The following is an 18,010-nucleotide window of genomic DNA, read 5'->3' on the forward strand; positions in this document are numbered from 1 at the left end:
TAATAATCAAGTGCATGATTACTATTGATAAAAATCACAATGAGAAACACACTAAACAATCATGTAACTCTTTATTTATTAAATATTTTTTTGACTTGTATATTATAGATATTTCGTTTTATAAAAATAAGAGCTGAATCACACTTGCTGACAGATGTTACAATAATCCAGTAAATGTCTTTCTCGCACACTTACACAAAGCCCTTATTCCATTCAAACTGTCCCTACATAAGTAACCCATCATTAACAGGGAATATTTCATGATTACTGACTTAATCAATGAACAACTCATTTGTTTAAACCTGAAAGCTCAAACTAAAGACGACGTTTTTTCTGAAATGGCTGAACACTTGTTCCAACAAGGCCGTATCAGTGATAAACAACAATTTTTAGCGGATATCTACGCTCGTGAAGAGTTAGGAAATACCGGATTTGAAGAAGGCGTTGCCCTTCCTCATGCTAAAAGTGCGGCGGTTATTTCTCCTGCTGTAATGATTGGTGTTAGCAAAGAAGGCATCGAATACGGTGCTGAAGATGGTCTTCCATCTCGCCTATTCTTCATGATCGCCTCACCAGCAAATGGTGCAGATCACCACATTGAAGTACTTGCAGAACTATCATCTAAGTTAATCGAAGACGGCTTTATTGAGAAATTCTTAAACACGACTTCTTCAAAAATGGCACTTGAATTACTGCTTCAAAAAACTGACGAAGCAGAAGCTGTTGAAGCGAATAAAGGGTTCTTGATTGGCGTTACAGGTTGCCCTGCAGGTATTGCACATACTTACCTTGCATCTGAAGCGCTTGAGAAAGGTGCTGCTGAATTAGGTTATCAAATCAAAGTAGAAACCAATGGCTCTATTGGTGTTAAAAATAGCCCAACAGCCGAAGAAATCGAAAAAGCAGAAGCGATCATCGTGGCTTGTGATAAGCAAGTGGATCTGAATCGTTTTGCTGGTAAGAAATTAATTCAAACTGGCGTAAAAGCGCCAATTAAAGATGCGAAAGGGTTAATTACTCAATCACTTTCTCAACCACCTTTTGTGGCTGATAACTCTAATGTATCGTCTGAAACAAAAGACAAAGCATCACAAACTCGTTCTGATCTATACCGTTACCTAATGAATGGCGTATCTCACATGATCCCATTCGTTGTTACTGGTGGTCTATTGATCGCACTGGCTCTAGCGCTTGGTGGTCAACCAACAGAAAGTGGAATGGCAATTCCTCCTGGTAGCCTATGGAATAAAGTGCTTGATGTTGGTGTGGTTGCCTTTACTTTAATGATCCCTGTTTTAGCCGGTTACATTGCTTACGCTATTGCTGATCGCCCTGCTCTGGCTCCTGGCTTGATTGGCGGTTGGATTGCAAACAATGGTTCATTCTACGGTGCCGAAGCAGGTACTGGTTTCATTGGTGCTATCATCGCTGGTTTATTAGTGGGTTACTTCGTTAAATTTGTTGCTAACATTAACTACAACAAATTTATTCAACCGCTTGTTCCTATTATGATTGCTCCTATTGCAGGCTCTCTATTTATCTCAGGTCTGTTTATCTTTGTTATTGGTGCGCCAATCGCAAGCTTAATGGATTCATTAACTGCGCTGCTTACTACAATGAGTACAGGTAACGTTGTATTACTTGGTATCGTACTGGGTGGTATGGCAGGCTTTGATATGGGTGGTCCATTCAACAAAGTAGCCTTCCTATTCTCTGTAGGTATGATTGCAAGTGGTCAAACTCAATTTATGGGTGCAATGGCGTGTGCGATTCCTGTTGCTCCACTAGGTATGTCTTTAGCAACCGTTATTGGTCGTAAATTCAATATCTTTGAAGAATCTGAAACCGAAGCGGGTAAAGCGGCTGGTGCAATGGGCTTAGTAGGTATCTCTGAAGGTGCGATTCCATTTGCAGCTCAAGATCCACTGTCTGTTATCCCTGCGAACATGCTTGGTTCAATCACTGCTGCAGTAATGGCTTTCTCATTTGGTATTACAAACAGTGTTGCTCACGGTGGTCCAGTTGTTGCGCTTCTTGGTGCAATGAACAAACCAGTACTAGCAATTGCATGTATGGCAGCAGGTACTGTTGTGACTGCTCTAGTTTGTGTATCACTTAAAAAGATGCGCCAGAACAAAAATTCTGCTCCTGTAGCTGCTTAATTGCTCTGACACTATTGACGACAATCCCCCTGTCGTTGATAGTGTCTTTCTAGTTTTATGACGAGTACATTATGAACGCATTAAAACCTCAAACTTTTTACCCAATGACCAACGTAATTCAAGATTATGCTTGGGGAAGTCACACTTCAATCGAAGCCTTATTTGATATAAAAAACAACACAGGTAAACCTCAAGCTGAACTTTGGATGGGTGCTCATCCTAATGGTTGTTCTGCGGTTACTGTTAATGGCGACTCTATTCTTCTATCTGATTTAATCAATCAAGATAAAGAGGCTTTTTTATCAAAAACAACAGCTGATGCCTTTGGTGAATTACCGTACCTTTTTAAAGTACTAGCAGCAGAAAAAGCCCTTTCTATTCAAGTTCACCCAAATAAACAACAAGCGGTTGATGGGTTTGAAAAAGAAGAAAAAACAGGCATTGCCCTAACGGCTTTCAATCGTAACTACAAAGATAACAACCATAAACCTGAATTGGTTTACGCATTAACTGACTATAAAGCGATGAACGGCTTTAGAGATTATCAAGAAATCGTCTCTTTGTTCTCTGCAATGCAGCTTCCAACTATCGCATCTTATGTTCATGAATTAGCTCAAGAACCAAATTCAAACGGTTTACAACGTTTCTTTAAAGCGATTCTTTCTTTAGAAAATGAAACCAAAGAGCGTGCTGTTGCTGAGTTACTTGATTACGCATCAAGCAGCACTGATGAGCTATTTGTACTGCTTCAAGATCTTGCGATTCAATACCGAATGACGTGGGTTTATTTGCTCCACTTATGCTTAATGTTATTACATTAAAACCGGGAGAAGCTATGTTCCTAAGCGCATGTACACCGCACGCTTATATTCATGGAACAGGGTTAGAAATCATGGCAAACTCTGACAACGTATTACGTGCAGGGTTAACACCTAAATACATGGATATTGATGAATTAATGTCTTGCACTGAGTTTGTAAGCCAACCTCTTTCATCATTACTTACTCAACCAAATACGGTTGATGGTGGTATGAGCTACCCTATCCCTGTTAATGACTTTAAATTCTCAGTATTTACCGCAACAGATGCGTTAACGCTAGAAACCAACAGCGCAGAGATCTTATTCGCTATTGATAGTGATTTAACTTTAACTCACGAAAATGGTGATTCGGTAACAGTAGCAAAAGGACACTCTGTTTTTGTTCCAGCTTATGCAAAACGTTACTCGTTAACCAGCAGTGGTAACGTAGCGAGAGCGTATAATTAAAGGGTCTAGGGTCTAGGGTCTAGGGTCTAGGGTCTAGGGTCTAGGGTCTAGCAGAATGCTGGCTTAGCGTTGTCGTTAAGTCAGCTTTTTTATGCCCGCAATATTCATTATTGTCGTTACAATAATTGACACATTGCATATAAGATTAAAGCTTGAAGTCCTTTAGGCTGCCTTGTGTGTACCAATCTTTGACTGAAATCCTCAGATAATAAACTTCGCGTTAAATACGTTGCAGCCATGATCATCTCTTTGGTTGGCTTTTCAGGAAGCACCAAAGCAATAATGACATTCACATCACCCATCTTGGATGCCCAATCAACTGGGTAATCACTGCGAATAATGGCGATTGTCGGTTTTTCTACATAAGGGGAAATAACATGTGGTAGCGCGATCTGTTTTGCCATTGCTGTCGATGAACGCTCTTCACGCTTTATCAATGCAAGCAATAGCTCATCAGATTCTTTTGGATAAATAAGTTGAGATAAACCTTTTAGGATTTCAAACTTTGACAGCACGGCTTGCGCTTTTACGTAGTGGAAATCCACCTCACACTGAGGGGTTAATTGAGGGTAAGTATTGGTAATAGTTTCTGAGAAATCACACAATTTATCTGAAGCAACAAAATCAAACGTCGACGACAATAAATCCGTTAAAACAAAATTGGCCCACTCCGCATCCATACCCACGGTGATTAATTGACAAAAATCACCAGGACACAAACCGACTTGAAGTAATCCCAATGAACTTTCAGCGTTTGTGCTTCTATTTTGAGTAATATTATCGATATAAACCAAACTCTTAAACTTTTTAGCAAGACGGGTTAATTGACTTGCAACTTGAGGTGGCAAGCCCTGATCTTTTACAAAAAAAGTAATTCGGTAATCGATAGTATTAAGCTCCATTAGAAAAGGTGTTTTTTCAGTATACCTTCAACATCCGTTAATATGGTTTCAATTGGGAATTGTTTTGAATTAATTCCTAAAAAACGGTTTTTATCTTCAATCTCGATATCCGATGCAATAATAACCAAATCTGCACTGACGATATCAACGGGTGTCAGTACATTTTCTACCCCATTGCACCTTGTGTTTCCACTTTAATTGAGACACCTAACTTTGCTGCCGCTTTTTTCAATACATCCGCAGCCATATAAGTATGTGCGATTCCTGTAGGGCAAGCGGTAACTGCTACAATTTTCATTATTAACTCTTTTCTTATTACAATTTAAATGTTCGATATATATCTGTTATTTATGATAAATTGCTTTATATAAATGAATAAGGATGAAACTCACACTTTACTAATTAGGTTACAATAATCTAGTAAATGTATTTTTTATCCAGTTATAAAAAACCAAAGATCAACTAAGATTACGCCCTATTACCGGTAGATAATGGAATTGTTATGGATATCACCTCTCTTATAAACGCCAATGTTATCTGTTTAGACCTTAAATCCACATCGAAAGAAGATATCCTTCAAGAGATGGTTCAAATTTTAAATGATGCCGGAAAACTCTCTAATAAAACGCAATTCTTAGCCGATGTATGGGCCCGTGAAGAGATAGGCAACACAGGTTTTGAGGATGGTATTGCTATTCCTCACGCAAAAAGCTCTGCCGTACTCACCCCTTCTGTCGCTATTGGGATCAGTCGCACCGGTATTGATTATGGTGCTGAAGACGGTGAGCCTTCTGATATCTTTTTTATGCTCGCCTCAACTGATGGTGATGATAACCAACACATTGAAGCCCTAGCACAGATCTCCAGTCGTTTAATTGAAGATGGTTTTACCAACAAGCTCAAAAAAGCCGACTCAAAAGAAGAAATACTCGATCTTTTTACGGATATTATTCAACCAAATACTGAATCAACCGACATTGAAAACACTCCAGCTCCAACAGAGAAAAGTGAGTTAACGCGTAAACTAGGCCGCACCAAAGAACATTTATTATTTGGTACATCGCACATGATCCCATTCATTGTTGCAGGTGGTGTATTACTTTCCTTATCTGTGATGATCTCAGGTCAAGGGGCCGTACCAACAGAAGGTATTTTGGCTGATATCGCTCAAATGGGCATCGCAGGGTTAACGCTATTTACTGCGGTATTAGGTGGTTATATCGCCTACTCTATTGCAGATAAACCAGGACTCGCTCCTGGCATGATAGGTTCATGGATTGCAGTTCAACAATACAATACTGGTTTTTTAGGTGCGATCATCATCGGATTTTTTGCAGGCTTTGTGGTTCGCAGTTTAAAGAAAATTAAACTACCTGAAAGCATGACTTCATTAGGTTCTATCTTTATTTATCCCCTTATTGGTACCTTCCTCACTTGTGCTGCTGTAATGTGGGTGATTGGTGCCCCTATATCTAATGCCATGGCGGCGTTAAACGATTGGCTCGCTAGCATGGCTGGCTCAGGAAAAATCGCTTTAGGTGCAATTCTAGGTGCGATGGCCGCTTTTGATATGGGTGGACCAATTAATAAAGTGGCAACCTTATTTGCTCAAACTCAAGTGAACACTCAGCCATGGTTAATGGGCGGTGTTGGCATCGCTATTTGTACTCCACCACTGGGAATGGCACTGGCGACGTTCTTATCTCCAAAGAAATTTAAACGTGATGAGCGAGAAGCCGGTAAAGCAGCTGGTATTATGGGAATGATAGGCATAACAGAAGGTGCGATTCCATTTGCTGCTGCCGATCCCGCTCGTGTTATCCCTGCGATTGTGGCTGGTGGCATTGTCGGTAATATTACCGGATTTGTATTTAATGTATTAAACCATGCTCCTTGGGGTGGATGGATTGTATTACCTGTTGTCGATGGCAAAATTGGCTACATTATAGGAACGCTTTTGGGTGCATTCACCACCGCCGCTATTGTTATTTTACTTAAGAAAAACGCGGTAGAAGATGATGAACATACGCAACAAGAATTCACTTTTGAATCCGTTAAAAATGAAGGTGAAGCCGACGTATTAGCAGTCACGGCTTGCCCATCAGGAGTTGCTCATACTTTTCTTGCAGCTAAAAGTTTAGAAAAAGCGGCTCATAAACTCGGTATTAAAATCAAAGTAGAGACCCAAGGCGCAGATGGTATTAATAACCGTATTACCCCTCTTGATATAAAAAACGCAAAACTGGTCATTTTTGCTCATGATGTGGCAATTAAAGAACCTCTCCGTTTTAAAGGAATGCGGACACTGGATATTGCCACCAAAGATGCCATGTACAGTGCAGAGCAACTGCTCAATGATAATTTAACGAAACATCACAAACGTTTTTCAAGAGCGTAAACTCAGTCAGGGTTGATTGTAATATCTTAATCAACCCTGACCTTAAAACCGCTTATTCCACATTTCCAACAATCAGATACACAGAATCTAAACCATTTTCTGCTCGTCCATAAGACAGAATAATCGGTCCAATAGGCGTGTCTATTCCTCCAAACAATGAACCAGAGAAAATAAGCGGTGCGGAGCTAATGTCTGTTGATTTCATTGACCATAAACCCCCGTATTCTGCTGAAGCCCCCAAATAAACCGCTGTTTTAAACATACCTAAATCATTCTCAAACCAACGGTATCGATAAGTTAAGCGTCCATAAACTTTATTTGCACCAATCAAGCTATTTCGTGGCAAGCCTGATAAGTGATTAAACCCGCCAAGCTCAATCGGATTAACTGGAACCAAGTAATCATCACTGTTCGTTATGCCATATTCCGCACTACCAATGAAAGTGTGTCTTGCAATGCTTCTGGCAAATAGCGCTTCTGCTGTAAATTCATCAATGTATTGTTCTGAATGATCAGAGCCTTCTACATCACGGCTATTTACCTTATCGAACGCATATAGGTAACGTGCATTTATTAACGAACCATGCGTTGGCAATGAAATACTGTCTAAACTATCAAAATTGTATTCGAGCGTTGCACCTAAGCGTTCATATTCCGTTCTTCCATACGCGGACAGTCCGGTTAATTCATGGCTTCCTCTTGCATATAAGATCCCTGTTTTTAACTGCTGATCTTTTGTTGCTTCTACACCAAACAAAGCATCGACGGTAAAATCTCGAAGATTAACAGGATAAAAGCTCATGCTGCTGTTTGGCTCTTTATCTTCTAAACTGCTTGTTGAAATTGAGCGTTTTTTATCGCTATACATCATGTTTGATTGCACAAAGAAATGATGATTCAGATAAAAAGGATAATGGATGGTCGCATCAAATATCTTATCCGTACCTAATTCAACATTTGTACGTAATTCAGCACCATAATCGTTTAAATCGGTAAAATTAATTGAAGCACCAAGACCATATTGACTGTGCGTATCAAAATCCTCTTCTAAGAAAAACGAAAATTTAAGTAATTGGGCCCCACTCTTTCTCTTTGGCGGTCACTTTCAATACATTTTCATTGTTATCTTCTTCAACTAAATAAGTGATGGTTTCAAAACGATTAGTTGCATATAGAGCGTGAATTTTATCTTCAATATAATCACTGCTAAGCAATGTTCCTTGCTCAAACTGAATAAAACGCTCTAGTTTGTCGCTCTCATAATGACTTCGATTTTCAACTTCCACTTTATCAATGATTGCACCTTGAGCTAAACGAACGTTAGCTGATTGCTGCTTTATCTTGTTTTGGTATTGAGCATATTCATTTGGAGCAACCGCTAAAGATTGCAGACGTGATTTCAGCGTCATTACAGTATCGTAACCCTCTTGATACGCTCTTGGCATGCTTGAGAAATCCGTCGTTTCAATATCACCAACTCGAGGCTGCAATAAAATATCTTTACCTGTTAAAAACTCCGCTTGCTCTTGAGTACTGCGTTTAACCATAAAATTAGTTAATTGAGATGCCACATCAAATAACGAGCCTATCTGCTCTTTAGTCATATAATTTGAGCTAATATCCACCGCGATAACAATATCTGCCCCCATCTCTTTTGCTAGCTCAACGGGCATATTATTGGTTACGCCGCCATCGATAAGCAGCCTATCCTCAAACTCATAAGGTGGTAAGGCGCCGGGAACCGACATACTTGCCATCATGGCATCAACTAAAAGACCATGGTCGATAACCACCTCTTCCATTGAAACAATATCAGTCGCAACTGAACGGTAGCGAATAGGGAAATCATCAAACGATGCAACGGACACGGGATTACCAGAAGTTTCACGTAAAATCTTAAGCATATTCTGTCCTTGAATCGCTGACTTTGGTGATTTTACTCCCTCTTTTCTGATTCCTAGCGATGGATTTATTGCAAATCTGTCTTCGTACTTTTTATCTCGAATGTTTTTCTCTTCTCTGCCAACCTCATCTTGATAGCCACTGTACCAATCTACGGTATGCAAATACGCTTCAATATCAGAGGCCGATTTCCCTGTTGCATAAAGCCCACCGACATACGCCCCCATACTGGTTCCTGTAATAATATCTATGGGTATATTTAACTCTTCAAGCGCTTTTAATACGCCAATATGTGCCGCCCCTTTTGCACCACCACCAGCAAGTACCAAAGCAATTTTAGGGCGAGATGGTTCTTTTATTGGCTCTGCATATAAATACGGTGTAAAGAGAAATGTAGCTAAAAAAACAAACCATAAGTTCAAGCGAAAAACATGACGCATAATCACCATCCAGATAAGAATAATCATTAATTTTCATAAGAATATCAGGTTTAAAAAAGCAGAATTTGATCGGCGTAACGCTATTAGATTAACGCTCTTCTATAAACAAACTGTCACTTTCATTTTCACTGAATTACCTGTCATTTTGACTATTGAAATAGTGATTCCGTGTGTTTTTTTATAAGCGCGAGTTATTGTATTGAAATAAACAATTAAGTTGATATTTTGGCAAGCTAAATAAAATAGAACAAAAATATTTTGCTAGAGGATTAACAAATGGCTAAGCCAATCCAACTGGGTTTTATGGCTTTAATTATGGCTTGTTCTTTACCAGCATTTGCTAAAGGTGAACGCTACGGTATTGCTGCCAATTTTAAAACGATAGAATCTACTGAGTACGAACAAGGAATGAGTGGCGAACTCAGCACAATCAGTTATGGCCTAGTTCATACAAGACCGATAGATGAAAATAACAATCGTTGGCGTTGGTTATTTGGTTTCAACTACCTTTCAGATTACATTGAAGCACCAAAAAATGGAGTGTATCAAGAAGTCACTAATTATGAATTCCGTATTGTTCCTCAATATGCACTTGGTAATTGGTGGGCATTTACACCCTATGTAGGTGCCGGATTATCATTGGGTTACAGCCAATATGGAAATCGATGGAAAGTAGATAACGAAGGCTACAAATACGGAAATCAATTAGAAGACATTGATCAGTTTGAAGTAGGTGCGGTTTTATCATTTGGCACCGTTATTAAGCTAGGAAGTAATCCCGATGCTCACTTGCAGATTATTCCACAAGCTTCTTACATTCAACCAATTTATAACGATGGCCTAGGTGGCCTTGAATTATCTGTATCTTTGTTATTCTAAGGACGTCTTGTGCATTTAAACCAACTCACCCTGTTTATCACCAAATCGCCGGAAGAATATACGGGCAGTAAACATATTGAAATGCCAGAAAGTGGTGGTTCATTAGGTCGTAATCCAAGTAATACGGTGAGTTTAGTCGATCATAACCGCTTTATTTCTGGCTCGCATTGCTTAATTAGTATTTACGGTGATACCTATTACCTAAGTGATGTTAGTACTAATGGCACGTTAGTTAACGGAAATAAGTTATTAAAAAATCAGCCAATTTCACTTTATGATGGTGATACGATTGTTCTTGGTCGATACGAAATATCTGTTGGATTAGAAAAGTTATCCAACTCAATAAACATTGCAGCAGATATTTCAGAAGAAACTGATTCAACAGACCCGTTAGTTAATCTTGCTGAATACACTCCAGATGAAGAACAAGATAAAGGTAATATTGCAGATCTGTTTAAAGAAACGCGTATCGATAAAGTTGATAGCAGTGATCCTGTTGCTCATTTAAATTTCATTACCCAAACCAATAATGATGAGCATTTATTGCACGGAAACGAAAAAAAACACGAACAAAAAATCAATGAACCAATCCATACTCGTCAATTACTCGATGATAGTGATAGCGTACATTCAGAATTTGATATTCCAAATTTAATTCCAGAAGATTGGTTTTCTGATGACTTTTCTAATTCTTTGAATTCAACTCAGTCGATTAATGAAGAGACTAGCTCAGCACATTTTATTCCTGATCCTATAGTGCAGCCCGCTGTAGAACTTACACCTGAACCAGTGGTTTCACCTGTTTCTGAGCAACAGTCATGGGAAGATGTAACACAAACAATTCAAACATCAAGCTCAACGATTGAATCAACAAATGATGATTTCATTGCTGCATCTTCAACGTCGATGGATGTGTACCCATCACAATCAATAGAAACGTCATTTAACTCAAAAATGAGTGATGATGCTGCATCTGCTTTTTACAAAGGTTTAGGGATGTCAGCTTCGCAAATAGAGCAGACAGATGAGCAATTCTTCCAACAAATGGGGAATTGTTTACGCTTATGTATCAACAACCTACAGAAAGAGCTTTCTGAATTAAAAGCGATAAAAAATAATGAACAAGACGATTCAATGACCAATATCGTTGAACTCATGCTGTCTTTAAATCATCAACAACTTCTATCACCTAACGAATTAATAGAACAGATATTAGATGAACTAGACAATCATAAATTAAACATGACTCACGCAACCAATGACGTCATCAACAATAAGTTACTAATGCTGCATCCTGAAAAATTTGCTCAAGACGTGCGCTCACAATCTCGTTTTAAAGCAAGCGGTAAATTATGGAAAGAATATATCGAGTTTTATCAAAACCATAATAACGAAAGGATTGATATATCAAGCTCAGTCGTTCAACAAAAAATCAAAGAGCAATACACAAAAAGATTAAAGGCTTAACATGCGAAAATTACTCACGTTTTCTCTTATTTTTTTATTATCTGGCTGCACTATGTGGGATCAGTTTAAAGAATCAACAGGAATTACCCCTGAAACCTCTTCTATCGAGTTAATTATTACAGCAGATAAAGTATTAAATGTTCGTGAAGGTGGACAATCATCCCCCGTAATATTGAGGATTCATGAACTAAACTCCCCTGTTCTTTTTCGTAACCTTGATTTCTTTGCGTTATTTGAAAATGACAAAGATGCACTTGGTGATGAGTATATAAAACGATACGAATACCAAATTCAGCCTGGGGATGTAGTACATGAGACTCTGGTATTAGACCCAGCGACTCGAGCTATCGGTTTCTCTGTAGCATTTAGAGACATAAACGGATCATCTTGGCGTAAAGTCGAGTTAATCGAAGAAAAAAGCGAATACTTCTTAAAGCTAAACCTGAAAGAAAGTGAACTTAGCTCCAACAATACTCGCGGTATTGAGCAAATATATTTTTAAGGATATCAATAATGTCATTATATAACCCTGTCGTTTGGCAAGATGGAATGTTCATGAAACCGCAACATTTCCAGCAACTAGATCGCTTTCAAGGTAAACAAAGTGGAATGCTAAGTGGGTTTGAATCACCTCTTCACTGGGGCATAAAACGCATTGAAATTAATACCGAGTTACTGGCTTTAGGAAAAATTGGTATCACACACGCAGAAGGTATTTTACAAGATAGAACCCCTTTTGATTTGCCACTGCACGCCTCTTTACCAGAGGTAAAAGATGTCGATGCATCCGTTGCGAATAAAGTGCTGTACCTATGTTGTCCATTGCCTTCTGAACGTTCAGAATTATTTGGTACAAGTAAAGATGGTGCTCGCTATTCTATACACACACAGGATGCAGTAGACGCGTGTTATGACAGTGAAGAAATTGCCAATATTACCATTGGTAAACTGAATTTTTGTTTAATGTATGAAGATGAAGATAAGAGTGCTTACACCTCTATTCCAATCTTAAAAATTTCAGAAGTAAAACCAGATGGCAGTATTATTCTTGATAATGCTTACATTCCTACATGTATTGATATCAACGCATCTACGGTATTAAAGAAATTTACTACTGAATTTGCCTCTATGCTTCGTCATCGTGCTGAATCCATTGTGCAGCGCTTAGGTGTTGTTGATCAGCAAGGTGTTTCATCGGTGTCTGATTTCATGCTACTTCAAGCATTAAACCGTTACGAACCTTTATTCTGGCACTTTGCCAACATTGAAGGTGTACACCCTGAAGCGTTTTATCGTGTTTTATTGCAAGCAGAAGGGGAATTAGCAACCCTATGTTCGTCGTCACGCCGACCACAAGAGTTCGTTCCTTATAATCACGGTAATTTAACGAGTTGTTTATCAACCATCTTACATAACTCAAAAGTGACCTTAAGCGTAATGTCAGAACAACGCGCTATTCCTCTTCCTCTTAAAGAGCAAGGTTATGGTATTCGTATTGCGCCAATTTCAGACAGAAGTATTGTTGAATCGACTACCTTTATCTTGGCAGTTAAAGCTGATGTTACTCTTGATATACTACATACTCAATTTGTATCTCAAACTAAGATTGGCTCTATCGATAACATTCGTGAACTTATCAATCTACAACTGCCAGGTATCAATATTAAACCTATGCCGGTGGTTCCTCGTGCATTGCCATATCACGCGGGTTACACCTACTTTGAGTTAGACAAATCAAGCGAAGAATGGACTGCACTAAATAAAGCCGCAGCTATTGCCGTTCATGTTGCTGGTGATTTTGCAAACTTATCTCTACAGCTTTGGGCCGTTAGACTATGAGTTATGTTGAAGACGACGTAACAGTTGTACTTTTTCAACCTGAACCGGGCAAACCCATGGAGGTTATGCCCGCCCCTGATTTATCTCGCAATATTTCAGTCAGTGAATTGGATATTTCATCTATGGGGATCAATCCATTAGTTGACCAATTCTCATGGCTTATTGCGAGTTTATCTTGTATGTCTTCCATTCCATGGCTTGATGATCCTATGCCTTTTCGTGAGCAAGTAGCTCGTGAAATACGTAAAGGTGAACGTATGCTCAACGAAATGGAAGTCGACCGTGCATCTATTCTGGTTATCCGTTATTGCTTATGTGCTGCAATGGATGAATCGGTATGCCGCCAAGAATGGGGAGCCAACAGTAACTGGAGCCAGAACAGCTTATTGTCTGAATTTCATAATGAAACCTCAGGTGGCGATAAGTTTTTTGTCATTTTAGATAGATTAAAAGCAGACCCTCGCAAGTATCGCCATGTGATTGAATTCCTATATTTACTCCTACAACTTGGTTTTAAAGGTAAATATGGTCGAGCTGAGCGTGGTGCCGAAAGTTTGACAGATATCGGCAACACTATCTACCGTTTGGTTCGTGACGAGCGTCTTGCTGAACAAGAGAAAGTAGCATTAGTTGATGTCAAATCTAAGTACTTAAAAAAACCATTAAAACGCGTACTGCCTCCAAAGTTGATCCTTGGCGTCAGTGCTTTACTATTTGCGGCCATGTATGCCGCTACGTATCTCGTTATTGATGTTCGATTTCAAAAGTTACTGTCTCTTTATCAGTAGGTTTTCTGCATTTCGACATTATAAAAAAGGTCATTAAATTATGGGCGTTACTGTTGCGGCAAATGGATTAAGTGTGGTTCATCAAGGCTCTGGAGGCGAAGCTAATGCTACCCTGCCTGATGTGTGCTTAACGAAGGTAGGTAAACCTATTGTACCTATCCCTTATGGAAATAATGCTAAATCCGCTGACTTAGCTAAAGGCACAACCACTATCACAATGGACGGTGGGAACCCTGTTGCAATTAAAGGAAGCACGTTTTCAAAAAGTACTGGTGATGCCGGTGGTGATAAAAAAGGCGTAGCCTCTGGCACCATTGAAGCTGAAGCCGAATTTATTTCCGCCTCTCCTACCGTTAAATTTGAAGGTAAGGGTGTTTGTCGTTTATCTGACCAAATGACAATGAACAAAGCCAATACCATGTGTTTAGGTGGTGCGCAGAATCCTTCTGTGTCACTAACTCTTGAAGAAGAAGGCACTTATACCGTTGACTTATTCCTTTCTTATTCTGATGGAGATCCTGTTCAAGGTGCGACTTACAAATTAGTCGATCAAACTGGTGCTATTTTTGAAGGTAATTTAGACACTAAAGGTAAAGCAAGTATTAGTGGTATTGCACCAGGGGAATTTGATATTGAATATGGTGAAGATTCACGAGAATTTACACCCAATATTCCTACAAAAGAAAACCCTAACTACAACCCCAATGCCTCCGCACAAATGCTCATTGATGAAACTAAGCGTGGAGAGATTGGTTTTTGGGAAAGCTCATGGCGAAAAACCGCTGGTGCAGCAAGTTGGATATGGGGTGTCATTCTTGGTGATTTTAATGATGACGCAACAGTAGAACAAATCATTGCAAATACAGCCATTACCATGCTCCCTGTTGTTGACCAAGCCGCGGATGTTCGTGACATGGTTGCCAACACAATGACTCTACTTAATGAAGAAGAAAGAGATAAACCTGAAAACTGGTTAGCACTTTCTTTGACACTGATAGGCTGTATTCCAGTTTTTGGAAGTGCTGTTAAGGGGACATGTAAAATTGCACTGAAATCAGGTAAGGCAACATCCAAAGACGATCTATTAGCAATAATGAGAGCGATGGGTAAAGGCGATCCTGAAAAGTTTTTACGCACACTTGATTGGGCTGATTATGCAAAACAAACAAGCCAAATAATTTCAGATGTGCTTCAACCTTGTGTAGAAGTAGCTACTGAACTAGCCTCTTACGCAAACCGAATGGGTGCAGACGAACTAAGTAACTACTTCTTAAAGCTAGCAAACGAAGTCAATATTATAGATAAAATCGTACCCAATAAACTTAAAGAAGCAATGACTGAATTTGATGAGCTATTCAAGAGAATTTTAGGTCAATCTGATCATGTTTATCCAGCAAAGACTAAGCATCGTACAGGAAAGACCTCTCAATCTGGTCGAAGTGAAGATAAAGCAAACGAGGAAAAAGATCGTAAACCGGGGCGTTGTGAAATTTGCAACAAAGAACTAGGCAAAAATAACTATAATTGTATTGGGCACAAATTTATTAAGGCATAAGTATGGGAAACTGGCGAAATTTAACAAAAGCAGATCTGACTAGACATGATGACTCTGCTAAAGGTTTTAGAAAATATAGTGGTACATGGGCTCCCGTATGCGAAATGTTTGGAGGAAAATTTCTTAATCATCCATGGTTCGAACCATTCAGATATGACCTTAATGAGAATAAACAAGGTGTAAATAAATTTACACCTCATCATATTATTTCAGTATCATCAATAAAACACTTAAATAAACATTATAAAAAAATATTAAACAAGTCATTTTATAGTGTGAATCATCCAAAAAATTTATTATTACTACCAAATAAAGCAAGCATAGCATGTGAACTAAAAGTTCCAATCCATGAAAGCAGTCATACAGGATGGAATACTATAGACAAGGCTATTCCTTCTGAAAATATTGATAAAATAAGAACGAATAACAACAAACGTGAAGGGGTAGCCGTTGGTTATCATTTTTATGTTAATGGCAAGTTAAGAAAAGAAATAAAAAAACTCATTAAAAGGTGTCACAACTATGAACGCAAAGAATTTGTAAACGCGTTCGATAACTTGTCGAAAACCTTAAGCTCTGAAATAACCTCTGGGCGCTTAAAACTTGGCTCTCATACTGATGATTATTTAGAAACAGGAAAAGGTTGTGGTTGTCAAGAATGCAATGGTTCAAGAAAGCATGGAATATATTTAAATCCTAAAAAAACAAGAAACAAAGCTATTACTATGGGAAGACTTAAAACGGCTTATGAAATTTATGAATAAAAAATTTTTTACTATTAATGAGAATTATAACACGACTAGTTTCCACTTTCTTGAAAGTGATATTCGAACATATGAATTAACATATGATAAAATAACATCATTTCAAAATACCTTAAAGATACAAGCAACTGATACTATTAATCTAAAAGAACTAAAAAGTATATATAGATATGCAGATGGCCTTCTAATCAATGCAGACATTGCTAACACTATTGCAGCTCTTGATTGTTACATGACATCACTCTATCCAGTTATTCTATATGATGAAATCAATAAAGTTGAAAATTATTTCTATCTAAAAATCTATGACATAAAAAATTGTATTAATTTTGAAAAATCACATTATTTAAATGAAGGTAATATATTTTCATTCGAAAAAATTGAACTTAACCCCAACAGTATTAGAGAGTTAGATAGAGTATTCTTTGCTGATGATGAATACTCTATTATTATCGATGAACTTATATTTAATATTATATGTGATGAGGATATAGAAATTAGCGTGGTAACTTTATCATAAATCAATCCATCTTATTTACTTCTTCAAAAAAAACAGAAATAGGAAAATCCGTATTAATATTTTGAGTTAAAGTAAAAGCAAATGCCTTACAGAAGGAACCTTCAATGTGATAATAATATTCCACATCTCCTTCTGTATATAATAACTCTGAATCAGATAACGTAACGTTGATAAAATCTTCAAAAGAAAACTGAAAGAGCACTTTTATATGATAAAAGTATTCACTCTCAATAACTTTTGATTCAACAACGCTAAATTGGTCAGTTAAAAAACCTTCAATAATATCTTGCGCAATATATTTATTAGTGTTTTTATCTGTAGGAATTAATCGAATAGAAGGTGAAATTGATAATTCTCCCTTATGTAACGCAATTAGTTCTTCATCTATTTCAAACTCTTGTATAGATGCTTTTACTATATCAGATTTAAAAGTAATAAAAATATTTTTTGACATGTTTGTTTCGCCTTTAATTATTTCTTAATTATTTTATAATATCACTAAAAAACATAACTTCAATAAGTTGCAACAAATTTCCCGTTTATTAAGGAACAATAATGACTAGAAAATACTACATACTTACTAAGGAGCTCTTCAAAGACTTCCCATTCCAACAAACACCAAAACCAATTGTACCTGTCGAGCCAGATTTATTGTTAGAAATGACATTCTCTCCAAAACTTTTCATTATCAATGATATTGCTAATAAAGTAGAAAATCTAGTTCAACATGGGGTTGAATGGCTGGATGCGTGTGTAGATTGTTCGCCTAGCCAACCTACTGATGAACAAATTAAAGTATTCGAAAACTTTCGTATGCCTTATATTCATCAAACTTACCGTTTGACGAATGAAGAAAAACAATACGGCAAGTTAAATTGGTTAGATTTAAACTCAGTTGATTTAGATTTTTCTCGTTTAAATAATATTCCTCTTGAAGAGCGTTTAATCTTCAAGCTTGAAGAAGATTTTGGCTATGTGTTTATTCATGAAAGTGTTATTGAATTACTAAAAAAACACGTAAAAGACGTCTGGGTTCGTGACGTATAAAAACGAGTAATAGACCAAGTCTTTTTGAACACTATAAACACCAGCTCTCTTGCTGGTGTTTTTCCATCGGCCCACATTAA

General features: G+C 37.8%; 15 protein-coding genes and 2 pseudogenes. 12 read left to right on the top strand and 5 right to left on the bottom strand.

The window, feature by feature from the left end; translation table 11 throughout:
* Positions 1-260: 260 nt before the first annotated feature.
* Complete coding sequence (locus AAFX60_017625; protein ID XDF79004.1) at positions 261-2,162, top strand: fructose-specific PTS transporter subunit EIIC; 1,902 nt, start codon at positions 261-263, stop codon at positions 2,160-2,162.
* Between the two features lie 71 nt (positions 2,163-2,233).
* A pseudogene (gene manA / locus AAFX60_017630) lies at positions 2,234-3,429 on the top strand (mannose-6-phosphate isomerase, class I).
* Positions 3,430-3,545: 116 nt separating this feature from the next.
* Here the strand turns inward: manA and AAFX60_017635 are convergent.
* Together AAFX60_017635 and AAFX60_017640 are read right to left on the bottom strand one after the other, a co-directional pair.
* Positions 3,546-4,331 (bottom strand): PTS sugar transporter subunit IIA, encoded by a 786-nt coding sequence (locus AAFX60_017635; GenBank protein XDF79005.1) that lies wholly within the window; start codon positions 4,329-4,331, stop codon positions 3,546-3,548.
* Positions 4,331-4,629, bottom strand: a pseudogene (locus tag AAFX60_017640) (PTS fructose transporter subunit IIB). Before AAFX60_017640 ends, AAFX60_017635 begins: the two are co-directional and overlap by 1 nt.
* 204 nt (positions 4,630-4,833) lie before the next feature.
* Between AAFX60_017640 and AAFX60_017645 the strand changes: the two are divergent.
* A complete protein-coding gene (locus tag AAFX60_017645) occupies positions 4,834-6,729 on the top strand; it encodes a fructose-specific PTS transporter subunit EIIC (protein XDF79006.1) in 1,896 nt (631 codons plus the stop codon).
* Positions 6,730-6,781: 52 nt separating this feature from the next.
* On the opposite strand, the gene AAFX60_017650 is transcribed toward AAFX60_017645, so the two are convergent.
* Positions 6,782-7,600, bottom strand: a complete 819-nt coding sequence (locus AAFX60_017650; GenBank protein XDF79007.1) for a hypothetical protein — start codon at positions 7,598-7,600, stop codon at positions 6,782-6,784.
* Between the two features lie 193 nt (positions 7,601-7,793).
* Positions 7,794-9,071 carry a patatin-like phospholipase family protein gene (locus tag AAFX60_017655; GenBank protein XDF79008.1) on the bottom strand — a complete coding sequence of 426 codons (1,278 nt, stop codon included), beginning with the start codon at positions 9,069-9,071 and terminating at the stop codon, positions 7,794-7,796.
* 276 nt (positions 9,072-9,347) lie between these two features.
* Here AAFX60_017655 and AAFX60_017660 point away from each other — a divergent pair, with 276 nt between their 5' ends.
* From AAFX60_017660 to AAFX60_017695, 8 genes are read left to right on the top strand one after another with little or no spacing between them, the layout of a single operon-like run.
* Positions 9,348-9,950 (top strand): hypothetical protein, encoded by a 603-nt coding sequence (locus AAFX60_017660; GenBank protein ID XDF79009.1) that lies wholly within the window; start codon positions 9,348-9,350, stop codon positions 9,948-9,950.
* A 9-nt stretch (positions 9,951-9,959) separates the two neighbouring features.
* Positions 9,960-11,417, top strand: coding sequence for a type VI secretion system-associated FHA domain protein TagH (tagH, locus tag AAFX60_017665; protein XDF79010.1), 1,458 nt, complete (start codon positions 9,960-9,962; stop codon positions 11,415-11,417).
* Position 11,418: 1 nt separating this feature from the next.
* The gene (gene tssJ / locus AAFX60_017670; protein ID XDF79011.1) at positions 11,419-11,919 is read left to right on the top strand and encodes a type VI secretion system lipoprotein TssJ; all 501 of its coding nucleotides are present in this window, start codon (positions 11,419-11,421) and stop codon (positions 11,917-11,919) included.
* A gap of 11 nt (positions 11,920-11,930) precedes the next feature.
* Positions 11,931-13,256, top strand: a complete 1,326-nt coding sequence (gene tssK / locus AAFX60_017675) for a type VI secretion system baseplate subunit TssK (GenBank protein ID XDF79012.1) — start codon at positions 11,931-11,933, stop codon at positions 13,254-13,256.
* Positions 13,253-14,044, top strand: a complete 792-nt coding sequence (gene icmH, locus AAFX60_017680; protein ID XDF79013.1) for a type IVB secretion system protein IcmH/DotU — start codon at positions 13,253-13,255, stop codon at positions 14,042-14,044. The genes tssK and icmH overlap by 4 nt, the downstream gene beginning before the upstream one ends.
* Positions 14,045-14,084: 40 nt before the next feature.
* On the top strand, positions 14,085-15,599 hold the full coding sequence (locus tag AAFX60_017685) for a PAAR-like domain-containing protein (GenBank protein ID XDF79014.1): 1,515 nt from the start codon (positions 14,085-14,087) through the stop codon (positions 15,597-15,599).
* A 2-nt stretch (positions 15,600-15,601) separates the two neighbouring features.
* A complete protein-coding gene (locus tag AAFX60_017690; GenBank protein XDF79015.1) occupies positions 15,602-16,363 on the top strand; it encodes an AHH domain-containing protein in 762 nt (253 codons plus the stop codon).
* Positions 16,356-16,883 (top strand): hypothetical protein, encoded by a 528-nt coding sequence (locus tag AAFX60_017695; protein ID XDF79016.1) that lies wholly within the window; start codon positions 16,356-16,358, stop codon positions 16,881-16,883. The genes AAFX60_017690 and AAFX60_017695 overlap by 8 nt, the downstream gene beginning before the upstream one ends.
* A gap of 1 nt (position 16,884) precedes the next feature.
* Here AAFX60_017695 and AAFX60_017700 read toward each other — a convergent pair whose 3' ends face one another.
* A complete protein-coding gene (locus AAFX60_017700; GenBank protein XDF79017.1) occupies positions 16,885-17,337 on the bottom strand; it encodes a hypothetical protein in 453 nt (150 codons plus the stop codon).
* Between the two features lie 101 nt (positions 17,338-17,438).
* On the opposite strand from AAFX60_017700, the gene AAFX60_017705 reads away from it, so the two are divergent.
* Positions 17,439-17,930 carry a hypothetical protein gene (locus tag AAFX60_017705; protein ID XDF79018.1) on the top strand — a complete coding sequence of 164 codons (492 nt, stop codon included), beginning with the start codon at positions 17,439-17,441 and terminating at the stop codon, positions 17,928-17,930.
* Positions 17,931-18,010: the final 80 nt, after the last annotated feature.

Origin of the sequence: Aliivibrio fischeri (assembly GCA_038993745.2) — a bacterium.
GTDB lineage: Bacteria > Pseudomonadota > Gammaproteobacteria > Enterobacterales > Vibrionaceae > Aliivibrio > Aliivibrio fischeri_B.